Genomic DNA, 22,353 nt, shown 5'->3' with positions numbered 1-22,353 from the left:
CATGTTGGCATTCCGTAAGAACCGCCCCCCGGTTCCGTTCTCTCCGGTCTCTAGCGTTCGAGGTGTGCGCAACAGACCGGATGCTGTCGATGTGGTGCCGTCATGCCGGCCGGGTGCGAGCGGGTGACGGCCCCCGGCGCTGCGGCGGTCGAGTACTTCGGACACGGCGCGGCGAGTCCCTACGAGCGGGCCCTGCGGCAGGCGGGCGGGAACATCCAACTGATCGCCGTCGACGATGCCCGGATGCCACAACCGATCGACGTCACCGCGTTCCTGGCGGATGCCGACGCCGTGGACATCGATGCCCTGGAACGTACCCGCGGCCCGATCCTCGACGTGGGGTGCGGGCCGGGCCGGATCGTGGGCGCGGGCGCGTCCCTCGGGCGACCGACGCTGGGAGTCGACATCTCGGCGCACTCGCTGGCGATCGCACGGCGCAAGGGTGCGATTGTGTTGCGCCGCTCGATCTTCGACCGGGTGCCGCGCGCCGGTCATTGGGGCGCGGTGGTGCTGTTCGACGGGAACATCGGCATCGGCGGAGACCCGGTCGGCCTGCTGCGTCGGTGTTCGTCCCTGGTGGAGCCCGCGGGTTCGATCCTGGTCGAGACCCACCGCGATCCTTCCCGGAGTGCGCGGTTCCGAGCCAGGCTCCTCGACGAGGTGGGCCCGAGTCTGTCGTTCCCGTGGGCGGAAGTGGGCGACGCCGCGCTGCCCGCCCTCGCGCAGGACTCCGGCCTGGTCGTCGCCTCCCGCTGGGCGGTACCGTCCGGACGACGGTTCGCGCTGCTCGAACACCCTGGGGCAGCCCAGCTCGTGCCACACAGCACCACCCCAGCATCGAGGGGACACTCGTGATCGACGACCGGCGTCCGAGGATGGCCGTGATCGGCGGCTCCGGCGTGTATGCCCTGCTGGCGGAGCAGTCCGCCCGCGAGGTCGAGGTGCCGACCCCGTTCGGCCCGCCGTCCGGACCCATCACGCTGGGCGTCCTCGACGGGCGTCCGATCGCGTTCCTGGCCCGCCACGGCACGGGGCATTCGTTGCCTCCGGGCGCGATCAACTACCGGGCGAACATCTGGGCGTTGGCGAAGCTCGGGGTGCGGGCCGTGATCGGGTCCGCTGCCGTCGGCAGCCTGAACTCCGGCATCGCGCCGGACGCCTTCGCCGTCCCGGATCAGCTCGTCGACCACACCAAGCACCGTCGCGACTCCTTCTTCGACGGCACGCTGCCGGACGCCGGTGTGTCGCACCTGCCGGCGGCCGATCCGTACTGTCCCGTGCTGGTCGCGCTGGCCGTCGACACGGTGCGTGGGCTGGGTGAACAGGTGCATTCACCGTGCACGACGGCGGTCATCGAGGGACCGCGGTTCGCCACTCGCGCCGAGTCCCGCTGGCTGCGTTCGACGGGAGCGGACCTGGTCAACATGAGTCAGTACCCGGAGGCCGTGCTGGCCGCCGAGCTGAACATCGGCCTGGTGAGCCTGGCATTCGTGACGGATCGCGACACCGAGGATTCGGCCGACGGTGTCGAGGCCTCGGTGGTGTTCGAGCGGATGCGGCGCGCCGAGCCGAGGATCCGTGCTGCGCTCCTGGCGGTGGCCGTCGCCATCGACGACAACTATGTTCCGCGGATGCTCACCGATCCGGACGCTGTCGACCGGGTCCTCGCCGCGTTGCCCACTGGCCGGGCCGGCTGACCCGGTGGTGGCGGTGAACGAGGTCCCCGGTGCGAGCGCTTGTCGGAGATCAGTGCCAGGATCGATGCTGTGACCGACTTCCAGACCCCGTTCCATGATCTCGACATCTACAACGCGCTGCCCCGGTTGAGTGGACTGGCCATGAGCCCGGACGGCGAGCGGTTGGTGACCACGGTCCAACTGCTCGACGAGAAGAGCACGAAGTGGATCAATTCGGTGTGGGAGATCGACGCTCGCGACCGGCGCCCTGCCCAGCGGCTGACGCGCAGCACGAAGGGCGAATCGTCGCCGGCCTTCACCGCCGACGGCGATCTGCTGTTCGTCTCCGCGCGCCCCGACCCGGACAAGTCCGACGACGAACCGCCTGCCCAGCTGTGGACGCTGCCGGCGGCCGGCGGTGAGGCCTCGGTCCTGCTGTCCCGCAAGGGCGGCATCGACGGCGTCCATCCGGCCCGCACGGCTTCGACGGTGCTGGTGAGCGCCGGTGTGCTGCCCGGGGCGGATGGTGCTGACGACCAGGAGAAGCTCGACGCCGAGCTGCGGACCGCGCGCAAGGACAACAAGGTTGCGGCGATCCTGCACACCGGCTACCCGGTGCGATTCTGGGACCACGACCTCGGCCCCGCCCAGCCGCACCTGCTCGACGTGGACGGCTGCCGTGACCTCACCCCAGGGATCGGCGTGGCGCTGCAGCATGCCGAACCCCGGGTGTCACCCGACGGCACCGTCGTCGTGACGTCCGTGATGACTCCGCTGGCCAGGGGCACCTCCGCCTTCGACCTGGTGCGGATCGACGTCGCGACCGCCGAGCGCACCACCCTGCTGTCCTCGAGGAACGCCGACAGCGGCCCCGGTGAGTTCGACTATTCGGCCGGACCGATCAGCCCGGACGGTGCCACCGTCGTGGTGTCCGTCGAACGGCGCTCCACCCCGGAGACCGCCCCGGCCACCACGCTCGGCCTGCTCGACGTGACCGGGGGTGAACTGCGCCCGCTGGCCACCGACTGGGACCGCTGGCCGACACCGGTCGCATGGTTCCCCGACGGGTCGGCGATCCTCGTCATCGCCGACGACAACGGCCGCGCGCCGCTGTTCCGCATCGACGTCGCCACCGGCGAGGTCACCGCGCTGACCTCCGACGCAGCGGCGTACTCGGCTGCGCACATCCATCCCGACGGGACCACGATCTTCGCCGTCCGCAGCAGCTATGCCTTCCCGCCGGAGGTCGTCCGGATCGACGTCGCGACCGGACAGGTGACGCGGCTGCAGAACCCGGCCGAGCGACCGGTGCTGCCCGGCACCCTCACCGAGGTCGAGACCACGGCGGCCGACGGTAGCCGGGTGCGCGCCTTCATGGCCCTGCCGGACTCAGCCTCCGCGAGCGAGCCGGCTCCGCTCGCCCTCTGGATCCACGGCGGCCCGCTCGGCTCGTGGAACTCCTGGACCTGGCGCTGGTGCCCGTGGAACTTCATCGCCCGCGGCTACGCCGTCCTGCTCCCCGATCCGGCGCTGTCCACCGGCTACGGTCAGGAATTCGTGCAGCGCGGGTGGGGGCGCTGGGGGAGCGAGCCGTTCACCGACCTGATGAGCATCACCGACGTCGTGGAGGAACGCGACGACATCGCCGGCGACCGCACGGTGGCGATGGGCGGTTCCTTCGGCGGCTACCTGGCCAATTGGGTGGCCGGCCACACCGACCGGTTCGCGGGCATCGTCACCCACGCGTCGTTGTGGGCGCTCGACCAGTTCGGCCCCACGACCGACATCTCCTCCTACTGGGAGATCGAGATGACGCCGCAGATGGCCGCCGACAACTCGCCGCACCTGCACGTCGACAAGATCGTCACCCCGATGCTGGTGATCCACGGTGACAAGGACTATCGCGTGCCGATCGGCGAGGGCCTGCGGCTCTGGTACGAGCTGCTGGCGAAGTCCGGGCTGCCTGCGGCGGCGGACGGCAGCACCCAGCACCGGTTCCTCTACTTCCCGGACGAGAACCACTGGGTGCTCAGCCCCCAGCACGCGAAGGTCTGGTACGAGGTGACGCTCGGCTTCGTCGATGAGCAGGTGCACGGGACGACGCCGAAACTGCCCGCGGTGCTGGGTCTCGGCGCGCCCTGACCTGGCTGTCGAGGGCCGCCACTCGGTCGGCCTTGTGTACGCCGAACCAATCGATCCAGCGCGCATTGGTGCCGATTCGGCGGGTACGGCCCGGGTCGGCTCCGGTGCGCGGCGCGTCCGTTCGGTGTCATTGCGCCGAGAGGCGCGGCCCAGCACGCGCTCGGGCCGATTGGGCAGGTACCGTCCGGTCGGCACGAGTGCGCGACCACCACCGGCGGCTGACGGTCCGGATCGACTGACGGAGAATGGCCGCGCGATGCGGATTTCGGCGATCGCTCCTGCACGAATGCTCGGTGCGTGGCCGTTCTCCGACACTGGGCCCATGCTCGAGCTGGTTGACCTCGCCCCGGTTCAGCGCCGGTTGACCCCGCTGCGGGTCAGCGCCGGCGGAGCCTGATTGCTCGGTTGACTTCGCTGCGGGTCAGCGCCGGCTGACCCGGATCGCCCCGGTTGACCTCGCCGCGGTCAGCGCGGGCTGAGCCGGATCACCGGGATGGTGCGGCCGGCGCTCTTCTCGTAGTCGGCGAAGCCGGGCGAGGCATCGGTGAACTGCTTCCAGGCGTCGGCGTGCTCCGGCCCCGGAACCTCCGCGGCGTGCGCGTCGACGGTGCCCTGCGGCGTCTCGATGGTGACATCGGGATGCGTGAGCAGGTTGTGGTACCAGGCCGGGTCCTTCGGACCGCCGCCGGCGGAGGCGGCGATCAGTCGGGAGCCGTCCGGCTGCGGGATCGCCATCAATGGCGCAATGCGTTCGGTGCCGGACTTCGCCCCGAAATGGTGCACGAGGACGAGTCGGTCGCCGAAGCCGGCGGTGCTGACGTTCCCGTCGTTCGCCCGGAACTCGTCGATGATCTGTTGGTTGAAATCACTCATGCGGTCCAGTGTGCGCCGCGGAGTTCGCACGCGCTCGGCTGGTCTGCAATCAGTTGAACAGGTCGTCCGGGTCGTCGGCGCGGCGGAGCGCCGGGTCGATCATCGCGGCCGCCAGCAGGAATCCGGTGAGCACGAGGCCTGCGACCAAGCAGGTCCAGATCCCCCAGGCATTTCCGTTGCCGGGGATGGTGGCGATCGGAATCCAGACCGCTGCTGTGCACAGCAGCAACGGCAGCAGGGCGCCCACCGCCTTGTCCGCCGGCGGCAGCAGCCGCGCCAGGTGGAACGCTGCGGCGAGGAACCCGAGGACGCCGGCCGGCCAGGTGCCGGCACCCCACGCCGAGGGGGTGGTGCCGAAGTCGTTGCTGCCCCAGGACAACCAGGTCGAGATGAGCGTGACGACACCGGCGATGCCGATGACGACGTCGCCCCAGCCGATCCGACGCCATTCCGGGAGTGGCGGGTTGGGGTTCAGCACCACCGTCGGGTGTGCCACCGGTGTGACGGTGCGCTGGGCAGGGTCTGCCGGTCCGCCGGGCGGCGGTGTGCTCGGGCTGGCCGGGATGCGAGACCCGGTCCGGTGATCACCGGCTCCGGGTGCTGTGGTTTGCTCGTCGCTCATCGACGTCCCTCCTGCGGTCACGGATGCTGTCTCGATGCACCCGCAGTCTGCCGCATGAGCGGCCCCCGGGTCGCGGCAACCGGGCGAGCCGCGAAAAATGCTCGCTGAGGCGGCGGAGTCTGCACCAGGGGTGACAGCCGAGCACCCATTGAGAAGGGGTCGCCATGACCGGCCGCGGGCCCGAACGCCCGCGGTCCGCCTCGAGCACCATTCTCTGGGTCACGCTGCTCAGTCGGTGGTGCGTCGACGGTGAGCGCGACGGGCCAGCGGCGCGAAGATCGCCATCAGCAGCACCGACCAGCCGATACTCACCCGGGATCGCGGTAGTTGCCGGTGTCGGCCCGGGGTCGCAGCGGCGGCGCCCGGCCTAGTGTCAACGGGTGGCTCCTGCAGCAGGGACGGGCGTGGTCCTGGTCTGCGGCGCGACGGGAACGGTGGGCCGGCCACTGCTCGAGCACCTCGTAGTCGCAGGGCACCACGTGCGGGCCGCTGTCCGTGATCCCGAGACGGCAGCACTGCCGGCCGCGGTGGAAGTGGTCCGATTGGACTTCACCGACCCGGCCACCGTCGGCCCCGCCGTCGCTGGGGTCGACCGGGTCTTCTTGATGCGGCCACCGGCGATCAGCGATGTCGCCACCGCGATGGCGCCCTTGATCACCGCTGCGGCCAACCAGCAGGTCCGTCGGATCGTGGTGCTTTCGGTGATGGGCGTCAACCCGGCGCTACCGCACTGGCGGATGGAACAGCTGGTCAAGGCCTCCGGCGTACCGATGACGGCGTTGCGCCCCGCCTACTTCGCCCAGAACTTCCTCACGGCATTCGGCCAGGACATCTCGCTGCGTTCTGAGTTGCCGCTCGCGAGCGGCAGCGGGAGGGTGTCCTTCATCGACACCCGGGACATCGCCGCGGTCGCGGCCACCGTGTTGTCCGACCTGGATGGGCATGGCACCGACCCACTCACCCTGACCGGTCCTCAGGCCTTGACCTTCACCGATGCCGCTGGTCTGTTCAGCAGGGAACTCCGCCGGCCGGTCCGGTACCTCCAGCAAGGTCTGTGGCAACGACGGCGCCAACTGCGCGAGCGCGGGATGGACCCCGCTTACGTCAGGGTGCAGTTGATCATCGACATCACCACCCGGCTGGGTCTGGTCGGGAAGATCACCCAGGACATCCCTCGGATCCTGGGTCGGCCGGCCACCACCCTGCAACAGTTCATCCACGACCACCGCGACGCCTGGACCTGACCGTCGCCCCGAAGGGCGAAGGATGCCGTTCAGCTCCGTGCGCGGAGGGCCGCAATGACGAGCCGGAGCCGAGTCGGGGCAGCAGGGCCGCAGTCAGCCATACACCTCGGGATGGAGGACGGCTTCGTCCCGACAGCCGGCTGGAGTTCCTCGAACCCCGATGAGATCGGCGGGTCCGGCGGTCGGCTGTCGGTGGCGGCGGTCAGACTTGTCGGGACGTTCCTGCGCGGTCAGCGCATTCCCGCTCGAGAGGCTCCATCCATGGCACGCACCCCCGCAGGTCTCACCGAAGAACAGGTCGGAGGGCTGCGATCCGCACTGGAACAGAACAAGCGTCCGAAGGTGACGGTCGCCGGCCAGCAGTTCGGTGGTGAGACCACCGGTCAGGTCGTGACGGTCGGCGAACCGGAGATCGAGGGGCCGGAGTTCATCCAGGTTCGCGTGCGGCTCGACGGGTTGACCGACGTACTGCGGTTCGCGCCCAGGGAGTTGCGGCTCCCCCAGCGGGGTCGCGCCGCAGCACTCGCGTCGACGGCCGGAGCGGGAGCACCGGTGGCCGGCAGAGCGCCGCGCCGGGCTGCCACCCCGAAACCCCGTGCAGCAGCCACTGCCGGAGGCGTGGCAGCTGCGCCGACCCCGCCGACACCCGCGGGCGCCACGCAGTCAGCCACGGCGTCGACAGCAGTCACGACATCGGCGGAATCCACGAAGTCGCAGCCGGTCGCCAGATCGGCAGTGGCTCCGAAGTCCGCCGCACGCCCCAGGAAGGCCGCCGTCCGTCCGCCGACGGTGACGATCACCATGTCCTCTTCAGGTACCGACTGGACTGTGACGGCGAACCGCGGTGGCAAGTCGGTGCTCAAGGCCGCGGCGATCGCGCCCGGGGTCGTCGCAGCAGCGGTCGAGCTGTTCGGCGAACCGACGGTGAGTGCCGCGGTCGACGAGGTGAACGGCGCTGCGCTCAGCCTGGCCCAGCAGCGCGCCGAAGAACTACGTGCAGAATTGGCGGCCGTCGAGTCGCTGTTGGCCGCCCACCGCGCGCCCCGCAGTTGATCTCGGGAGGGTTCATCGGTCGGGTCGCGGGCGTACTTCAGATCACGCCGGTACCTCTGTCGAGGAGCGTGTGCTCCCGTACAGGACTTCCCGGACGTGATCGGTGTCGAAGTACTCGCGCACGGCGTGGATGCGCTTGTTTCTGATGACGAAGATGCCGCAGTAGTCGTTGTCGTAGCGGCGATGCGTTGCGGAGCCGGTGCCGGTCACGTTCCACTCGAGGGCTGCTGTCTCGCCGTCGGCGACGACGGCGCCGAAGGTGAACGCTTGCGTACCCGGCTCGAAGAGCCCGCCCAGTGCCCCGGACAGGAGCGTCATGATCTCCTCGCTGCCGCGGTAGATCCCGCAGAGCGGCATTGTGCCGTGGATCTGCCAGGTCGCGTCGGGGGCAAAGAATGCGCCGATGCGGTCGAGATCCCCGCTGACCAGCGCATCGAGGTACCCCTGGAGGGTGGAAGCAGTGTCGGCAGTAACGCTTCGTTGGTCGGTCATGCTCGGGTCCTCTTTACGATGTCGGGTGCCGACGGTCGGCATGTCACTACCCTGGCAGCGTCGGATCCGGTGCGGCAGTAGGCACTTTTCGGTAACCAGGAGGCTGTGATGGCGGGAGCACCTTCGGCAGACGGCAGGTTCGATGTCCTGGCCGAAGCCTGTCCGACGCGGCAGGTGGTGTTCCGGCTCGGCGAGAAGTGGACCCTGCTGGTGTTGTACGCGCTCGACCGCGGCCCTCATCGATTCGGTGAGCTGCAGCGCAACGTCGAGGGGATCAGCCAACGGATGCTGACCCAGACCGTGCGGAACCTGGAGCGGGACGGTCTGGTCCGGCGATCGGTCGTCCCGACCGTTCCCTCGCAGGTGACGTACTCGCTTAGCCCGCTCGGCGCTTCACTGAGCGCGGCGATCTCGACCATCCGGACTTGGGCGTACGGACACATGGACGAGATCGCCTCCGCCCGCATCAACTACGAGAGCGCCGAGTAGGGCCGGCGCAGAGGATCAGCCTCGCGGGATGTTGCGCAGGTTCGATCTGGCCATCGCGACCGCTTCTCCGGCGCCGCCGTTCATCACGATCTTGCTCATCGCCGTGGCGAAGCCGAAGACCTGACCGGAGCTGATCTTCGGTGGAACCGACAGTGCGCGCGGATCGGTGACGATGTCGATCAACGACGGACCGCGGTGTGCGAGCGCCTCCGCGTAGGCGGCCGCCAGTTGCGTCGGCTGCTCGACCCGGATCGCGTGCCAGCCCATCGCCCTGGCGATCGCCGCGTAGTCGGTCGCGGGGACGTCCACCCCGAAGTCCGGGAGCTTGTCGACCAGCATCTCCAGCTTGACCATGCCGAGGGTGGAGTTGTTGAACAGCGCAACCGTCAGCGGCAGGTCGTACATGACCGGCGTCAGCATGTCGCCCATCAACATCGCCAACCCGCCGTCGCCGGACATCGAGACGACCTGGCGATCGGGGAACGCGAACTGGGCTCCGATCGCCTGCGGCAATGCATTGGCCATCGACCCGTGCAGGAACGAGCCGATCAACCGGCGTCGAGAAGTGGGGTTGATGTAGCGCGCCGACCAGACGTTGCACATGCCGGTGTCGGCCGTGATGATCGCGTCGTCTGCCAGTGCCTCGTCGAGCAGCGAGGCGGCGTACTCCGGATGGATCGGCACCAGGGCGTCGGCCTTGCGGGTGTACGCGCCGACGGATTTCGTCATCAGCTTGTCGTGCTTCTTGAGGGTCTTGTCCAGGAATCGGCGGCTCTTCTTCACCTCGACCTGGGGGATCAACGCGGCCAGCGTCGCGCCGACGTCGCCGTGCACCGGCAGGTCGACGGCGGTCCGGCGCCCGAGCACGGCTGGGTTGCGATCGACCTGCGCAGTGGTGACGTCCGGCAGGAACTGGTCGTACGGGAAATCGGTGCCGAGCATGAGCAGCAGGTCGGCGTCGTCGATCCCGTCGGAGGCTGCGCCGTAACCGAGCAGACCCGTCATGCCGACGTCGAACGGGTTGTCGTACTGGATGAAGTCCTTGCCGCGCAACGAGTGCCCGATGGGTGCGCCGATCTTCCCGGCCAACTCGATGACCGCGTCGTGGGCGTCCGCGACGCCCGCACCGGCGAAGATGGCGACCTTCGAGGCTGCATTGATGGCTGCCGCGAGCGACGCGACCGCTGCCGGTGACGGGGTGAGCGTGCCCGGGTCGAAGGGCACGAACTCCGGGAGCTCACCGACCGCCGGTTCGTCGGCGACGTCGCCGGGGAGGGTGATCACCGCGACGCCGCCGATGCCGACGGCGTGCTGGATGGCCGAACGCACGACCCGTGGCGATTGGACAGGGGTGCTGATCAGCTCCGAGTAGACCGAGCACTCGGTGAACAGCCGATCCGGGTGGGTCTCCTGGAAGTAGCTCTGGCCGATCTGCGCGCTCGGGATGTGGCTGGCGATCGCGAGAACCGGTGCGCCGCTGCGGTTCGCGTCGTACAGGCCGTTGAACAGGTGCAGGTTGCCCGGGCCGCAGGACCCGGCGCAGACAGCCAGTTCGCCGGTGAGCTGGGCATCTGCGGACGCGGCGAACGCTGCAGCCTCCTCGTGCCGGACGTGGATCCAGTCGATCCCGCCCTTGACCGATCCGCCGGTGCGCCGCACTGCGTCCACGATCGGGTTGAGGCTGTCGCCGACGATCCCGTAGATCCGGCGCACGCCCGCTCGGCGGAGTTGATCGACGATCTGATCGGCGAGTTTCGGCATGGGGGTGATCCTCCTGGATGCTGGACTGCGGTGTGCTCCACCGTTACCCAGCCTGCCTGCTCGGCAGACCCGACGCACTTGGCGGCGCTGAGGCGCTGATCACCCACGCACGCGGAAGGCCGCGAACGCGGGTGCGTTCGCGGCCTTCCGGGTTGGTGCGATGAGTGCTGCCGAGCGAGGTCAGCCCCAGGGCTGCTGGGCGCCTGGCTGCGGGTAGCCCTGCTGCGGGTACCCGCCGGCCCCCTTCGGCTTGCTCTGCCGGGCATACTCGAACGTGAAGTACGCCAGGGCGAGCGCGGCGACGAGTGCGAGCCAGAGCGCCCAGCCCGGGCCGAGGGAGAGCTTGATCCCCACGCGCTCGAGTTGCTGTGTCGCTGCATCGATGTCCATCCCGCCGGCCGAGATCGAGGGACCGACCAGAGCGTGGATGACGACACCGATCATCGTCACTGCAACCAGCGCCGCGCCGTAGAAGATCCACATCGGCTGGAGCTGGCGGCTGCTCAGGACGCGGAACACGACGAGTCCCAGCGCGACCGCGACCAGAACCGCCAGCACGATGGGCACCCACCACCACAGGGTCCAGGCGTTGGTGCTCTTCGGCACAGATTCCAGGGAACGTTCGATCTGTGTGCGGATCTCGGCGGGGGCGCCGGAGGTGTCGACACCGAGCGAGTAGAACGGCAGGAACCCTGCGACGAAGACCAGCAGGGCCGCGCCGATCGCCGCCAGACCCGACCAGTGGGGCGGAGCTTTCGGAGCGGTGGGCTGGCCGTACCCCGGTGCGGCATAGGGATTCTGCTGGCCGTAGCCGGGGCCCTGATAGCCGCCGGCCGGGGGTTGGTAGGCAGGCGGAGCACCCTGCTGCGGGTAGCCGGGCGTGGCACCCTGCTGCGGCTGGCCGTACTGACCGGGCTGCTGGTACCCGGGCTGTGGATATCCTTGCTGCGGGGGATAGCCGCCCGGCTGACCGGGCTGCTGCGGGTATCCGCCCGGCTGACCGGGCTGCTGCGGGTAGCCACCCTGCGGGGGCTGCGTCATGACGGGATCCTCCTGAGATCTGGTGCGCTGACGAGGTCGCGCCGGAGGTGGCCGACCCTGCGACAGACAAGGTAACGCGACCGGCCGGGTCGGTGGAGGACATCCACCAACCCGGCCGGGGCTCGGACGACTGCTGCGGTACCGGTTACAGACCGGCTACGCTCGGCACCTTGAAGGGCAGCGGGCCCTCCTTCTGCTTGGCGAGCGTCAGCAGGTAGCCGAGCACGATCGCAAGGATCAAGTAGGCCCAGATGCCGAAGCCGGGGCCAGCGGAGATGCTGCCGGACCCGGTGTCGACGGAGTCGGAGTTCGCGAATGACTGGATCAGCGCAATGATCGTCAGCAGGATGATCAGGCCGACAGCCGCAACCTGGGCGATTCCCGGGATCTGCGTGCGCAGGTTGCCGGTGAACACCTGGACCGCGCGGATCACCAGGGTCGCGAGCAGCAGCAGCTGGATAATGGTCCACCAGCCGTTCCAGCCGCCCTGGCTGTAGCCGCCGGTGTAGGCGGCCATCTCGCCGGACGTGCTGACGGAGTACCAGCCGAAGAAGCTGAAGATCAACATCAGCACACCGACGCCGAAGAAGGCCCAGTCGGCGTTCGTCACCTTGGAGGCGTCGAAGGACATCTGGCTGCCGCCGGCGGGTGCCGGGGGCTGGCCGTACGCGCCGGGGGTGGCGGGCTGGCCGTAGGCGCCCGGCGCTGCGGGCTGCCCGTAGTTCGCGGCAGGGGGCGGCGGCGCGGCCGGGTATCCCTGCTGCGGAGTCTGCTGGCCGGGAGGCGGGGGTGCCGCCGGGTAGCCGGCCTGCTGGCCGGGGTCGGAGGGCTGCGGGGGAGGGCTGGACGGATAGCCGCCCGGATCGTTCTCGGATCCGGGGGGAGGTGCCTGGGTCATCGGTACTCCTGGCGTCTTGCCGGGTGGCGCGGCGGATGGGAAGAGGCGTGCAGCGGATGCCTCGACCCGACGATCACCGCGCAAGGTCCCTCGGATCGTCGGATCGCATTATCCAACGGACCGAGCGCAGAAACACGCAGGTGGATACATTCCGGCCTGTTTTCTTTCGCGCCCGGGTGATACGGCCGATCGCCCTGATCAGCCGCCGGCGAACGGCGGCAGGATGTCGAGTCCCGCCGCGGCCCCGATCCGGTTCTCACGCTCGACCCCGATGCCGTCCAGCAGGAACGAGCTGTGGGCGACCACCCCGCCCAGCTCCGTGCCGTAGCGCTCTGCGAGCACGCCGAGCAGGTCGTCGACGGTGGCATCGGGTGCCACCGGGATCCGCACCTCGCCGGTTCCGGCGGCGGCCTTGGCCGCCGCGAAGAAACGCACGGTCAGCGACCTGGTCGACAGCTCGGGGTCGCGGCCGGTGCTGCTCACCGTGGGCTCAGCCACCGATGGCGCTCATCGGTCGATCGGGTTGGCGGAAGTCGGGGTTGTCGATGCCGTGGCCGAACCGCTTGCCCCACATGGCGATCCGCCAGGTCTCGGCAATCTCCTCGTCGTCGGCACTACCGCGCAGCAGAACCCGCAGATCGGTCTCCGACGTCGAGAACAAGCAGGTCCGGACCTGGCCGTCGGAGGTCAACCGGGTGCGGTCGCAGTCACCGCAGAACGGCTTGCTCACCGAGGCGATCACCCCGACCGTGCCCAGCACGTCGCCCCCGGAGCGGCTCCGGACGTCGAACAGTTCGGCAGGTGAACCTTCGCGGGGGGCTCGGTGCGGGGACAGGGCGAACCGGGTGGCCAGCGTTGCGTGGATCTCCTCTGCGGTCACCATCTCCGACCGGTGCCACTGATGACCGGCGTCGAGCGGCATCTGCTCGATGAAGCGCAGCTGGTATCCGCCGTCGACGGCGAATGCGAGCAGGTCCGCCGCCTCGTCGTCGTTGACCCCCCGCAACAGGACAGCATTGATCTTCACCGGCCCCAGGCCGGCCTCCTGCGCTGCGACGAGCGCGCTCAGGACGTCGTCGAGCCGATCCCGGCGGGTGATGGCGAGGTAGCGGTCGCGGCGGATCGTGTCGAGGGAGATGTTGACCCGGTCGAGGCCGGCGGCGGCGAACTCCGCAGCCCGTCGGTGCAGACCCAGGCCGTTCGTGGTCAGCGACATCATCGGCCGGTTCGGCAGCGCAGCTGCGGTGCGGATGATCGCCGGCAAGCCCTTGCGCAGCAGCGGCTCGCCACCGGTGAAGCGGATTTCCTCGATGCCGAGGCGTTCGGTGGCGATCCTGATCAGCCGGCCGATCTCCTCGTCCGACAACAATTCGGACGTGGGCGCCCAGTCGAGACCCTCCGCCGGCATGCAATAGGTGCAGCGCAGGTTGCACCGGTCGGTCAACGAGATGCGCAGGTCGCTCGCGCGGCGACCGTACGAATCGATCAGACCGGGAGAAATCGGGCGGTCGGCGAGCGGGGGCAGTTCGCTGTCACCCGGAGCGGTCCGGATGACGGGCACTCCCAACGCGATCGCCGTCATGCTGCCAGGGTAGTCGCGTCGGGAGCCATCGTGTCGTCACCGGTGCGGGTCGCCCGGTCACCGTTGACCTCTCGCGCGGTTGAACTTCTACAGTCGCTGCGTGGCCACCCGTGCATCCGATCCCGCGGCGATCGCCGACCGCCCACCTTCGCTGTTGTCGCGCGAGTACCGCTCCACCGGGATCGGCATCTTCGCCCTGGTCGCGCTCACGGCCTTCGAAGCGCTCGCGCTCACCACGGTGATGCCGGTGATCTCGGCCGACCTCGACGGCGCAGCGCTGTACGCGGCGGCTTTCGCCGGAACGCTGGTGGCCTCCGTCGTCAGCGTGGTGTGCGGCGGCAACCTCGTGGATCGACGCGGACCGCGACCCGCATTCGTACTGGGCCTGACCTTATTCGCCGCCGGCCTGGTGCTCGCCGCGTTCGCTCCAGGCATGGTGGTGTTCGTCGTCGCCCGGTTGTTGCAGGGGCTCGGCGCCGGTCTGACCAACACGGCGCTCTACGTACTGGTGATACGCGTCTACCCGGAAGCGCTGCGCGTCAAGGTGTTCGCCGGGTTCAGTGCTGCGTGGGTGTTGCCGTCGATCTTCGGTCCGTTCCTGGCCGGCGTCATCGCCGACACCCTGGGGTGGCGGTGGGTGTTCGGGGTGTCGATCCTCATCCTGGTGATCGCCGCGACCCTGCTGGTGCCGATCCTGAAGGGCCTCGCGCCGGAGCGGACCGCTGTCCCGTGGCGGCACACGGCGATCATCTCGGCGGTGGTCCTGGCGGTCGCCGTCATGACGCTCAACACGGTCGCCGAACATCCGGCGATCGGCTGGATCCTGGGCGGTGCAGTGGCGCTCGCGGTCGCTGCATGGTGCGTCACCCGGCTGACCCCGCACGGCACCCTGCGAGCCGCGACCGGCCTTCCCGCAGGCGTCCTGGCCCGGGGGTTGGCCTTCGGATCCTTTGCAGGAGCGGAGATCTACATCCCTCGTCTGCTCACCGCGCGCGACGGCTATCCGCCGACGCTGGCCGGGCTGGCGCTCTCGATCTGCGGCGTGACCTGGTTCCTCGGATCGACCGTGCAGGGCCGATTCGCCGACCGCATGACGGTGCGGACGGCGGTAGGTCTGGCCGGCCTCGCAGTCCTGGTCGGCATGTGCGGCATCGCCGCGTCGGTCCTGCTCTCCGCACCGGCCTGGACGATCATTGCGATCTGGCCGCTGGTCGGCTTCGGACTCGGTTCGGCATACCCACGGGTGACGGATTTCGCGCTGGCCAGGGCGGTCGACGACGAGGAGGGGTTCGTCAGCGCTGCGCTGCAGATCTCCGATTCCACCGCTGCCGCAACAGCTCTGGCGGTCGCAGCCGTCGTGTTCACCCTGCTCTCGACCCAGGGATCCACGATCGCGACCAGTTTCGGCGCGGTGTTCCTGATCGCCGCGGTCCCCGCCCTGCTCATGACTCTGGTCTCGCGGCGGGTCCGCTGAGCGAGTGGTCGATACTGGACCGGGAGGGGATTCGGACGAGGGCGATGCTGCGCAGGCTTCGCTGGACGCGCCGGTTCGCAGGCTCACCGGCGCGTCTGGCGCTGCAGAGGGCTTCGCATCGCCCTCGTCCGAATCCCCGAACGGTATGAATCCCCGAGGATCCAGCGGACACACGCTTCGCCCAATGAGGAGGGAAGAACCTCCGTGGTGCTCAGCCCTGGAGTGCGGGGATGACCTTCGAGGCGAACAGGTCGACGCCGGACAGGTCGAAGGCTGCCTCCGGGAAGTAGGTGATGAAGTACGACGCGCCCAGTGCGCGCGCCGCCTGCAGCTTTTCGATTACCTGGTCGGGGGTGCCGCAGCCTGGTGAGCTGCGGTACGCGGCCACCACCTCGTCCGCCTTCTGTGCGTTGACGTGGCGGGTGTAGCGATCGTGCAGCCAGGACAGCCGGTTCTCCACCTCGTCCTCGGTCTCGGCGATCGCCACGTCCACATTGGCGGACCGGGTGATCGCGTCGAAGTCGGTGCCGACGTCCGCGCAGTGGGCGCGCAGGATGTCCGACTTCTCCTGGAAGACCGGGATCCCGAAGTTGGTGTACTGGGCGTACTTCGCGGCGATCTTGAGCGTGACCTTCTCGCCGCCACCGGCGATCCACAGCGGGATCCCGCCGTCCTGCAACGGTTTCGGCTGGATGATCGCGCCGTCGACCTGGTAGTGCTTGCCGTCCAGGGTCGCGATGCCCTCGGTCCAGCCCTGCCGCATGATCTGCACTCCCTCGTCCAGCATGCCCAGCCGGACGCCGGCGCGGGGGAAGCCGTAGCCGTAGGCCTTCCACTCGTGCTCGTACCAGCCACCACCGATGCCCATCTCGGTACGGCCACCCGAGACGATGTCGACGGTCGCGGCCACCTTGGCGAGATAGGCGGGGTTGCGGTAGCCCATGCAGCTGCACATCTGGCCCAGCCGGACCCGTGAGGTGGAGGCGGCGAAGGCCGCCATCAGCGTCCAGGCCTCGTGGGTGGCGTCCTGGGACGGCAGCGGCACGGTGTGGAAGTGGTCGTAGACCCAGATCGACTCCCACGGACCTGCGTCGGCGTGCTGGGCGATGGCGGACATCGCGTGCCACTGCTCGTGGGGTTCGATGCCGGCCAGGTCCATTTTCCAGCCCTGTGGCACGAACAGTCCGAATCGCGTCGTCGCGGAGGAAGTCATGGCTCCGAATCTACGCCGGGCCGTCCTGCTCCGACTCCTCGGGCAGCAGCGAGCTGCGCGCCAGCGGCGGCGCCAGGGTCCACTGTCCGACCCGTCTGGCACGCTGCTGAGGTCGGGATGGGCGAGCCGACGCACGGAACTCGGGAGCGGGAGAATGGACGCGTGACGGACAGAGCACTGGGTCGCATCGCGGCGCTGCTACGGCAGGCCGAGGGGACCGACAACGAACACGAGGCGGCCACTTTCATGGCTGCCGCCCAGCGACTGGCGACGTTGGAATCGGTGGATCTCGCCATCGCCAGGGCGCACACCGAGCGGCGCGAGCGGCGAGCAACCCCGGAGCAGCGCACGATCACCATCGGCGAACCCGGTAAGCGGGGTCTGGCGACCTACGTGCAGCTGTACGTGGCCATCGCCAGGGCGAACGGGGTGACGTGCGACATCGCCCGCAACTCGACCTTCGTCTACGCCTACGGGTTCGCAGCCGACCTGGAGGTCTGCGAGGCGCTGTACTCCTCGTTGGTGGTCCAGATGGTGGGCGCTTGCGAGCGCTATCTGCGCACCGGCGCCCACCGCGCCGAGGTCACCTACAAGCGGGACTCGCGCACCGGTCGCGCGGTGCGTCGCCCGGTGCACGCCACCACGGCACGGATCAACTTCCAGAACGCATTCGCCCTCGAGATAGGCCGACGGCTGGCCGCAGCACGTGAGGACGCGACCGCTGAGGCGACCCGGGAGGAGCAGCGCGAACGGCTCCCCGAGCTCGAGCCCGGTGTCCCGGCGGCAGGGACCACCGGCGTTGCGCTCGCGCTCCGACAGAAGGAGCTGGAGATCAACGACTTCTATCGGCAGACGTCCGAGGCGCGCGGTGCCTGGCGCGGCAGCAGCGTCGGCAGGGCGGAAGGTGCCCAGCGCGCAGGGAGATCGGCGGGACGGCAGGCCCAGCTCGGCGGCCGGACAGCGATCGGCGGTGCTCGGAGGGCCGTCGGACGTGGTGGCTGAGGGCGCCGGGGGCTCGTCGACCCCGCCCCGGGACGCCGACCGGACCGCCGTCTACGAGGCGGAGGATCTGGTGCACCGGTTGATGGACCGGTCGCTCGACCGACCATCGCTCCAGGTGGCCGGGTCGACGCTGACGCTGCCCGGTGAGCGGAAGTTCGCCTCGCTCGAATCCGTCCAGCGGTACGTCGATGCCGTGCTCGCCCTGCCGCGGGTGCGGGCCGAGTACTCGGAGCCGAGCGCTGCTGGGGTCACGGTGCGCCGCCGCCGCGGAAACACCCAGGCGCACTATGAGTTCGGCACTGCCACCCTGGCCCTCCCGACAGGTCTGGGCACGGCGGGGTGGGCGATGCGGGAGCTGGTGGTGCTGCACGAACTCGCCCACCATCTCGCCGGAGATGCGGTCGCCAGGCACGGGACGCTGTTCCGGCGGACCCTGCTCGATCTGATCGACGCGGCGCTCGGTCCTGAGGTGCGGCTGCTGCTGTACGTCACCTACGTCGACGTCGGGATCGATCCGGTGCTCTGAGGTGTCAGGCAGTGGCCGGCAGCGCCTCGGCAGTCAGGGCACGCAGCCGCACGCCGCGCCGTCCGCCGAGCGCCTCGAGCGGGGAACAGGTCTGCTCGACCACCTTCCGTGCCTGGTCCCGCACCGGAGTGTCCGGATCCAGGACGGCCAGGTACTCGTGGTGGGCAGCCAGCGAGTCGACCGCCGCGGCGAGATGATCCTGCACGTCGATGAGCACCTGTCCGTGCGGATCCTGCTCGTAGAGCCTGATCCCACTGCCCTGCAGCGCAGCGATCGAGGCGAGCCCGGCGGCGATGTGGTCCGGGTGGTTCGAGGCGCCCGGTCCCCACTCCGCACCGGAGAACTGGACGATCGCCACCTCGGGAGCGCGCTCGGCCACCGCAGCGGCGATGCGCTCGACGAGGTCGGGTGCGTCCTGCAGCCCGCCGTCCGGCAGATCCAGATAGACGATGTCGCTGACACCGACATGGACGCCGGCCGCACGTTGCTCCTCCTCACGCAGCGGGCCCGCGATCTCGGGTGCCACCCCCTCGATGCCGGCTTCGCCGCGGGTGGCGAGGAGGTAGCTGACCTGCTTACCCATCGACGTCCACCGCGCGACGGCGGCGGCCAGCCCCCATTCGACGTCGTCGGGATGAGCCACGATGAGCACCACTCGCTCGAAGTTCTCGTCGAGCACGATGAACGGAGCGTGGGTGTCGGCTGCTGGTTCGGACATTCCTCCAGAGAACACCCTGCACTGCGCATGAGGTCAAGGGCTGTGGGTGCGGATCGCGCACCGAGAGAGAATCTCTACGCTCGGGGGATGGCATTCCCCGGATTCCCCGAAGCGGCATTCGACTTCTACGACGACCTCGAGGTCGACAACAGCAAGTCGTTCTGGGAGGCCCACAAGCACGTCTACCTCGAGGCGGTGAAGGACCCGATCACCGCGCTGGTGACCGAGTTGGAGCCGGAGTTCGGGCCCGCCAAGGTGTTCCGGCCCTACCGGGATGTCCGCTTCGCCAAGGACAAGACCGCGTACAAGACACATCAGGGCGCCTACGTCGAGGTGCGCGACTCGACCGGGTACTACGTGCAGATCGGCGCCCCCGGGGTGCGGGTGGGCGTCGGTTTCTACTACGCCGAAGGCGAGGCGTTGCGGGCCTATCGGGACGCGGTGGCCGGCCCGGACGGCGCTGAGCTGGAGAAGATGGTCAAGCGGATGACGAAGGCCGGCTGGGAGGTCGGCGGCGAGACGCTGAAGACCTCCCCGCGCGGCTACCCGGCCGATCACCCGAGGATCGACCTGTTGCGGCACAAGGCGTTGACCTTCGGTCTCGACTACGGGTTCGACACGGTGGTGCACACGCCGGGCCTCGTGGACAAGGTTCGCCAGGACTGGCGCAAGGGCCGGCCGTTCGTCGAATGGGCGCTGGCGCACCTGCATCGCGGCTGAGTGCTGCCGACCCGCGTTCGCTCACGTTCGAGCGCTCCGCTCACGTCCGACCGTGAGCATCTAGGCGCAGCGTGAGCGCCGCGGGAAGCGAGCGCAAGGTAGGCCGTGAGGGATCCGACAGTCCCCGGCGGGTGACGAGCGCGCGCGGCACCGGGGTGCGCCTGTAGCGTGTTGATCGGTACAGAAGTCGATCGACACCGCAGCCCGACCGCAGCAGTACGCGGGGGCCTGCCCATCCCGCCCGGCGGCGTAGCCGGTTCCACCACCGAGCACCGTGAAGAGCCCAACCATGCCTGCCAGCGCGTCCCGCGCCCTGTTCGCCCTTGCCATTGCCGCCTTCGGCATCGGCACCACCGAGTTCGTCATGATGGGCGTCCTGCCCGAGGTCTCCCGCGATCTCGGCGTCGACATCCCCACCGGCGGCTACCTGATCACCGCGTACGCGCTGGGTGTGGTCGTCGGCGCCCCGCTGATCACGGGCATCTGTTCCCGGCTGCCGCGCAAGACGCTGCTGATGGCGATGATGGGGCTGTTCATCCTCGGCAACGGCCTGTTCGCGATGGCGCCCTCGCTCGAGCTGGGTATCGTCTTCCGTTTCGTCGCCGGTCTGCCGCACGGCGCGTTCTTCGGAGCCGGCGCGATCGTCGCCGGTCAGCTGGCCGGGCCGGGCCGGCAGGGCAAGGCCATCGCTCGGATGTTCGTCGGGCTCACCCTGGCCAACGTCCTGGGTGTACCACTGGGCACCCTGCTCGGCCAGCAGTTCGGCTGGCGGATGACCTTCGCCGTCGTCACCGGACTCGGCGTCATCGCGCTCATCGCGATCCAGCGCCTGGTTCCCTTCGCCCCGGCCCCGGCCAACGCGGGGATCCGCAGCGAGCTCGCGCCGTTCCGCAGCCCGCAGGTGTGGCTGGCGCTGGCCATCGTGATGTTCGGCCTCGGCGGCACCTTCGCGACCATGAGCTACATCGCGCCCATGCTCACCGACGTCGCCGGCTTCGCCCCGTCCAGCGTCACGCTGATCCTCGGTCTCGCCGGGATCGGCATGACGATCGGCGTGATGGTCGGCGGCCATCTGGCCGACAAGCGCCTGATGCCCGGCATGTACGGCGCACTGGCGCTGCTGGCCCTGGTGCTCGGGCTGTTCACGCTCACCGCCAACTCCAAGACCGGGGCGGTGCTGACGCTCGTCGCGATCGGCTTCGCCGGCTTCATGATCGGGCCGATGGTGCAGGCGCGGGTCACCCAGAAGGCCGGCGGCAACCCGTCGCTGGTGTCGGCAGCGGTGCAGTCCGGCTTCAACGTCGCCAACTCGATCGGGGCGTACCTCGGCGGCATGGTGATCGCCGGCGGTTTCGGCCTGTTGGCACCCAACGTCGTCGGCTCGGTGCTGTCGATGGTCGGGCTGTCGCTGGCGGTGTTCTCCGGGCTGCTCGACCGTCGGGCTCCGCGGCCGGTCGAGCTCGGCGAAGCGGGAGATGTCACCGACGCAGCTTGCGGCGAGTCGTCCGCCGTGACCGCCCGGGTGCCGGTCCCTGCGGTCGTCGGCGCAGAGGGGGTCTGACCGCAGGTCCCCCCGCTGGGTGTGGAAGTTGACGGCCGCCCGGACCCTGGGTCACCGCAGGCGGTAGAAGCGCCAGAATCCGGTGTCCGGCAGATCCAGGGCGGTGGCGCCTGCGAACCCACCCCGGCGCGCGTAGTCATCCAGAACCGCAGGTCGTAGCAGCGTGCCGGAGGCCACCGAGCGGTCGACGCTGCGGGAATCGGGAAGGCAGACCAGCAGGCTGAAACCGTACAGAGCCCGCTGGATCTCGTCGCCAGGGGTCCGGAGCTCCGGATCGGCGGCCATCTCGACCACGAGAACCACCGCGTCGTCGGCACCGGCGCCGGCCATCACCTGCAGGACGCCTACCGGATCGGGGAGGTCGTGCAGGCATTCGACCGCGATCACGACGTCGTACCCGTCCTCAGGGAGCGGGTTGCTGACATCCAGGTGGTGGAAGCGCACACGGTCGCCGACGCCGGCTGCGACCGCGTTCCGGCGCGCCTGCTCGATTGCGGGTCCGTCGAGGTCATAGCCGTCAACGGTGATGCCGGGGTGGGCCAGAGCCAACCCGATCGCGGCCCAGCCGTGCCCGCAGCAGATGTCGGCCACCCGGGCACCCGATCCGAGACGCGTCATCAGGCCCGGAATCTGTGGGACCCACTCCTCGGGAAGGGTGTGGAGCAGAGCCGGTCGGTTGACGTCGCCCTGTGCCTGCGACATGTCCGCGCCGTAGTCCGACCAGCTGAGTCCGGTTCCGGTCCGATAGGCGTGCTCCAGCTCGGGCAACCGGAGCACCGCGGCCATCATCTGCCTCAGGAGCGGTTCGGTCCACCACACGCTGTCGCGATCGAGCAAAGCTTCGGCATGGCCTCCGGGGAGCGTGTACCTGTCCCCGTCCAGCACCAGGATCCCGGCGGTGGCCTGCTGTGCCAACCACTCCTGGGCGTACCGGGCATCCGACTGGGTGCGAATGGCGAGATCGGCCGCGGTGAGGGGGCCTCCGTCGCGCAGCGCCGCGTACCAGCCGAGTCGTCCGCCCAACCAGATCGCGGCGGACTCCATGAGCGCGAGAGTCTGATCGAACACTCGGCCGGACAGGTCCGGAGCGCTGTGGTCCGGTCCGACCATCGTGGGTCCAACGGTCTCTGACATTCCGATCACCCTGGTCCGAACAGGCCGTGCTCCGAGAACGGCGCCTGCTCTTCCGGAGGCTCAAGGGACGCCGCCGGATACATCGACATCTCGATCCCCTGACCAGCAGAGCCCCGCTCTTTGCGATCGAAC

At 69.4% G+C, this 22,353-nt stretch carries 22 protein-coding genes; 11 read left to right on the top strand and 11 right to left on the bottom strand.

The genetic code is table 11. From position 1 onward, the window contains the following. Positions 1 to 123: 123 nt before the first annotated feature. The 3 genes from ABLG96_RS18245 (at position 124) to ABLG96_RS18235 (ending at position 3,818) form a co-directional block, all read left to right on the top strand. On the top strand, positions 124 to 855 hold the full coding sequence (locus tag ABLG96_RS18245) for a class I SAM-dependent methyltransferase (protein ID WP_353648740.1): 732 nt from the start codon (positions 124 to 126) through the stop codon (positions 853 to 855). Continuing rightward, positions 852 to 1,697, top strand: coding sequence for an MTAP family purine nucleoside phosphorylase (locus tag ABLG96_RS18240; protein WP_353648739.1), 846 nt, complete (start codon positions 852 to 854; stop codon positions 1,695 to 1,697). The genes ABLG96_RS18245 and ABLG96_RS18240 overlap by 4 nt, the downstream gene beginning before the upstream one ends. A gap of 69 nt (positions 1,698 to 1,766) precedes the next feature. Further along, complete coding sequence (locus ABLG96_RS18235) at positions 1,767 to 3,818, top strand: prolyl oligopeptidase family serine peptidase (protein ID WP_353648738.1); 2,052 nt, start codon at positions 1,767 to 1,769, stop codon at positions 3,816 to 3,818. A 465-nt stretch (positions 3,819 to 4,283) separates the two neighbouring features. Here ABLG96_RS18235 and ABLG96_RS18230 read toward each other — a convergent pair whose 3' ends face one another. Together ABLG96_RS18230 and ABLG96_RS18225 are read right to left on the bottom strand one after the other, a co-directional pair. Further along, positions 4,284 to 4,691, bottom strand: a complete 408-nt coding sequence (locus tag ABLG96_RS18230; protein ID WP_353648737.1) for a nitroreductase/quinone reductase family protein — start codon at positions 4,689 to 4,691, stop codon at positions 4,284 to 4,286. A gap of 49 nt (positions 4,692 to 4,740) precedes the next feature. Then, positions 4,741 to 5,313, bottom strand: a complete 573-nt coding sequence (locus ABLG96_RS18225; protein WP_353648736.1) for a hypothetical protein — start codon at positions 5,311 to 5,313, stop codon at positions 4,741 to 4,743. A gap of 380 nt (positions 5,314 to 5,693) precedes the next feature. Here ABLG96_RS18225 and ABLG96_RS18220 point away from each other — a divergent pair, with 380 nt between their 5' ends. Both ABLG96_RS18220 and ABLG96_RS18215 read left to right on the top strand, forming a co-directional pair. Further along, a complete protein-coding gene (locus ABLG96_RS18220; RefSeq protein ID WP_353648735.1) occupies positions 5,694 to 6,557 on the top strand; it encodes an NAD(P)H-binding protein in 864 nt (287 codons plus the stop codon). A 261-nt stretch (positions 6,558 to 6,818) separates the two neighbouring features. Next, entirely contained in the window at positions 6,819 to 7,610 is a 792-nt protein-coding gene (locus ABLG96_RS18215) for a hypothetical protein (protein WP_353648734.1), read from the top strand. 42 nt (positions 7,611 to 7,652) lie between these two features. Here ABLG96_RS18215 and ABLG96_RS18210 read toward each other — a convergent pair whose 3' ends face one another. Then, positions 7,653 to 8,102, bottom strand: a complete 450-nt coding sequence (locus ABLG96_RS18210; protein WP_353648733.1) for a nuclear transport factor 2 family protein — start codon at positions 8,100 to 8,102, stop codon at positions 7,653 to 7,655. A gap of 108 nt (positions 8,103 to 8,210) precedes the next feature. Between ABLG96_RS18210 and ABLG96_RS18205 the strand changes: the two genes are divergently transcribed. Beyond that, positions 8,211 to 8,591, top strand: coding sequence for a helix-turn-helix domain-containing protein (locus tag ABLG96_RS18205; protein ID WP_353648732.1), 381 nt, complete (start codon positions 8,211 to 8,213; stop codon positions 8,589 to 8,591). A gap of 15 nt (positions 8,592 to 8,606) precedes the next feature. Here ABLG96_RS18205 and ABLG96_RS18200 read toward each other — a convergent pair whose 3' ends face one another. The 5 genes from ABLG96_RS18200 to moaA form a co-directional block, all read right to left on the bottom strand. Next, positions 8,607 to 10,352, bottom strand: a complete 1,746-nt coding sequence (locus ABLG96_RS18200) for a pyruvate dehydrogenase (RefSeq protein ID WP_353648731.1) — start codon at positions 10,350 to 10,352, stop codon at positions 8,607 to 8,609. 180 nt (positions 10,353 to 10,532) lie between these two features. Next, on the bottom strand, positions 10,533 to 11,393 hold the full coding sequence (locus ABLG96_RS18195; protein ID WP_353648730.1) for a hypothetical protein: 861 nt from the start codon (positions 11,391 to 11,393) through the stop codon (positions 10,533 to 10,535). 145 nt (positions 11,394 to 11,538) lie between these two features. Then, positions 11,539 to 12,291 carry a hypothetical protein gene (locus ABLG96_RS18190; RefSeq protein WP_353648729.1) on the bottom strand — a complete coding sequence of 251 codons (753 nt, stop codon included), beginning with the start codon at positions 12,289 to 12,291 and terminating at the stop codon, positions 11,539 to 11,541. 198 nt (positions 12,292 to 12,489) lie between these two features. Continuing rightward, complete coding sequence (locus tag ABLG96_RS18185; protein ID WP_353648728.1) at positions 12,490 to 12,789, bottom strand: MoaD/ThiS family protein; 300 nt, start codon at positions 12,787 to 12,789, stop codon at positions 12,490 to 12,492. Next, a complete protein-coding gene (moaA, locus tag ABLG96_RS18180; protein WP_353648727.1) occupies positions 12,782 to 13,873 on the bottom strand; it encodes a GTP 3',8-cyclase MoaA in 1,092 nt (363 codons plus the stop codon). The genes ABLG96_RS18185 and moaA overlap by 8 nt, the downstream gene beginning before the upstream one ends. A 100-nt stretch (positions 13,874 to 13,973) precedes the next feature. Between moaA and ABLG96_RS18175 the strand changes: the two genes are divergently transcribed. Continuing rightward, positions 13,974 to 15,347, top strand: coding sequence for an MFS transporter (locus tag ABLG96_RS18175; RefSeq protein WP_353648726.1), 1,374 nt, complete (start codon positions 13,974 to 13,976; stop codon positions 15,345 to 15,347). 211 nt (positions 15,348 to 15,558) lie between these two features. Here ABLG96_RS18175 and ABLG96_RS18170 read toward each other — a convergent pair whose 3' ends face one another. Further along, the gene (locus tag ABLG96_RS18170) at positions 15,559 to 16,560 is read right to left on the bottom strand and encodes an LLM class F420-dependent oxidoreductase (protein ID WP_353648725.1); all 1,002 of its coding nucleotides are present in this window, start codon (positions 16,558 to 16,560) and stop codon (positions 15,559 to 15,561) included. Positions 16,561 to 16,722: 162 nt separating this feature from the next. Here ABLG96_RS18170 and ABLG96_RS18165 point away from each other — a divergent pair, with 162 nt between their 5' ends. Then, complete coding sequence (locus ABLG96_RS18165; protein ID WP_353648724.1) at positions 16,723 to 17,562, top strand: DUF2786 domain-containing protein; 840 nt, start codon at positions 16,723 to 16,725, stop codon at positions 17,560 to 17,562. Beyond that, entirely contained in the window at positions 17,531 to 18,088 is a 558-nt protein-coding gene (locus ABLG96_RS18160) for a TIGR04338 family metallohydrolase (RefSeq protein ID WP_353648723.1), read from the top strand. Before ABLG96_RS18165 ends, ABLG96_RS18160 begins: the two co-directional genes overlap by 32 nt. Before the next feature lie 4 nt (positions 18,089 to 18,092). Here ABLG96_RS18160 and ABLG96_RS18155 read toward each other — a convergent pair whose 3' ends face one another. Further along, positions 18,093 to 18,806 (bottom strand): PIG-L deacetylase family protein, encoded by a 714-nt coding sequence (locus tag ABLG96_RS18155; protein ID WP_353648722.1) that lies wholly within the window; start codon positions 18,804 to 18,806, stop codon positions 18,093 to 18,095. Positions 18,807 to 18,893: 87 nt separating this feature from the next. On the opposite strand from ABLG96_RS18155, the gene ABLG96_RS18150 reads away from it, so the two are divergent. Both ABLG96_RS18150 and ABLG96_RS18145 read left to right on the top strand, forming a co-directional pair. Continuing rightward, positions 18,894 to 19,526, top strand: coding sequence for a DUF2461 domain-containing protein (locus tag ABLG96_RS18150; protein ID WP_353648721.1), 633 nt, complete (start codon positions 18,894 to 18,896; stop codon positions 19,524 to 19,526). A gap of 289 nt (positions 19,527 to 19,815) precedes the next feature. Continuing rightward, the gene (locus ABLG96_RS18145; protein ID WP_353648720.1) at positions 19,816 to 21,087 is read left to right on the top strand and encodes an MFS transporter; all 1,272 of its coding nucleotides are present in this window, start codon (positions 19,816 to 19,818) and stop codon (positions 21,085 to 21,087) included. Between the two features lie 51 nt (positions 21,088 to 21,138). Here the strand turns inward: ABLG96_RS18145 and ABLG96_RS18140 are convergent, their stop codons facing one another. Beyond that, positions 21,139 to 22,221, bottom strand: coding sequence for a class I SAM-dependent methyltransferase (locus tag ABLG96_RS18140; protein WP_353648719.1), 1,083 nt, complete (start codon positions 22,219 to 22,221; stop codon positions 21,139 to 21,141). Positions 22,222 to 22,353 lie beyond the last annotated feature (132 nt).

Origin of the sequence: Nakamurella sp. A5-74 (assembly GCF_040438885.1) — a bacterium.
GTDB lineage: Bacteria > Actinomycetota > Actinomycetes > Mycobacteriales > Nakamurellaceae > Nakamurella.
Note: the sequence above shows the minus strand (reverse complement) of the source record. Positions and strands in the feature narration are given on the sequence as shown.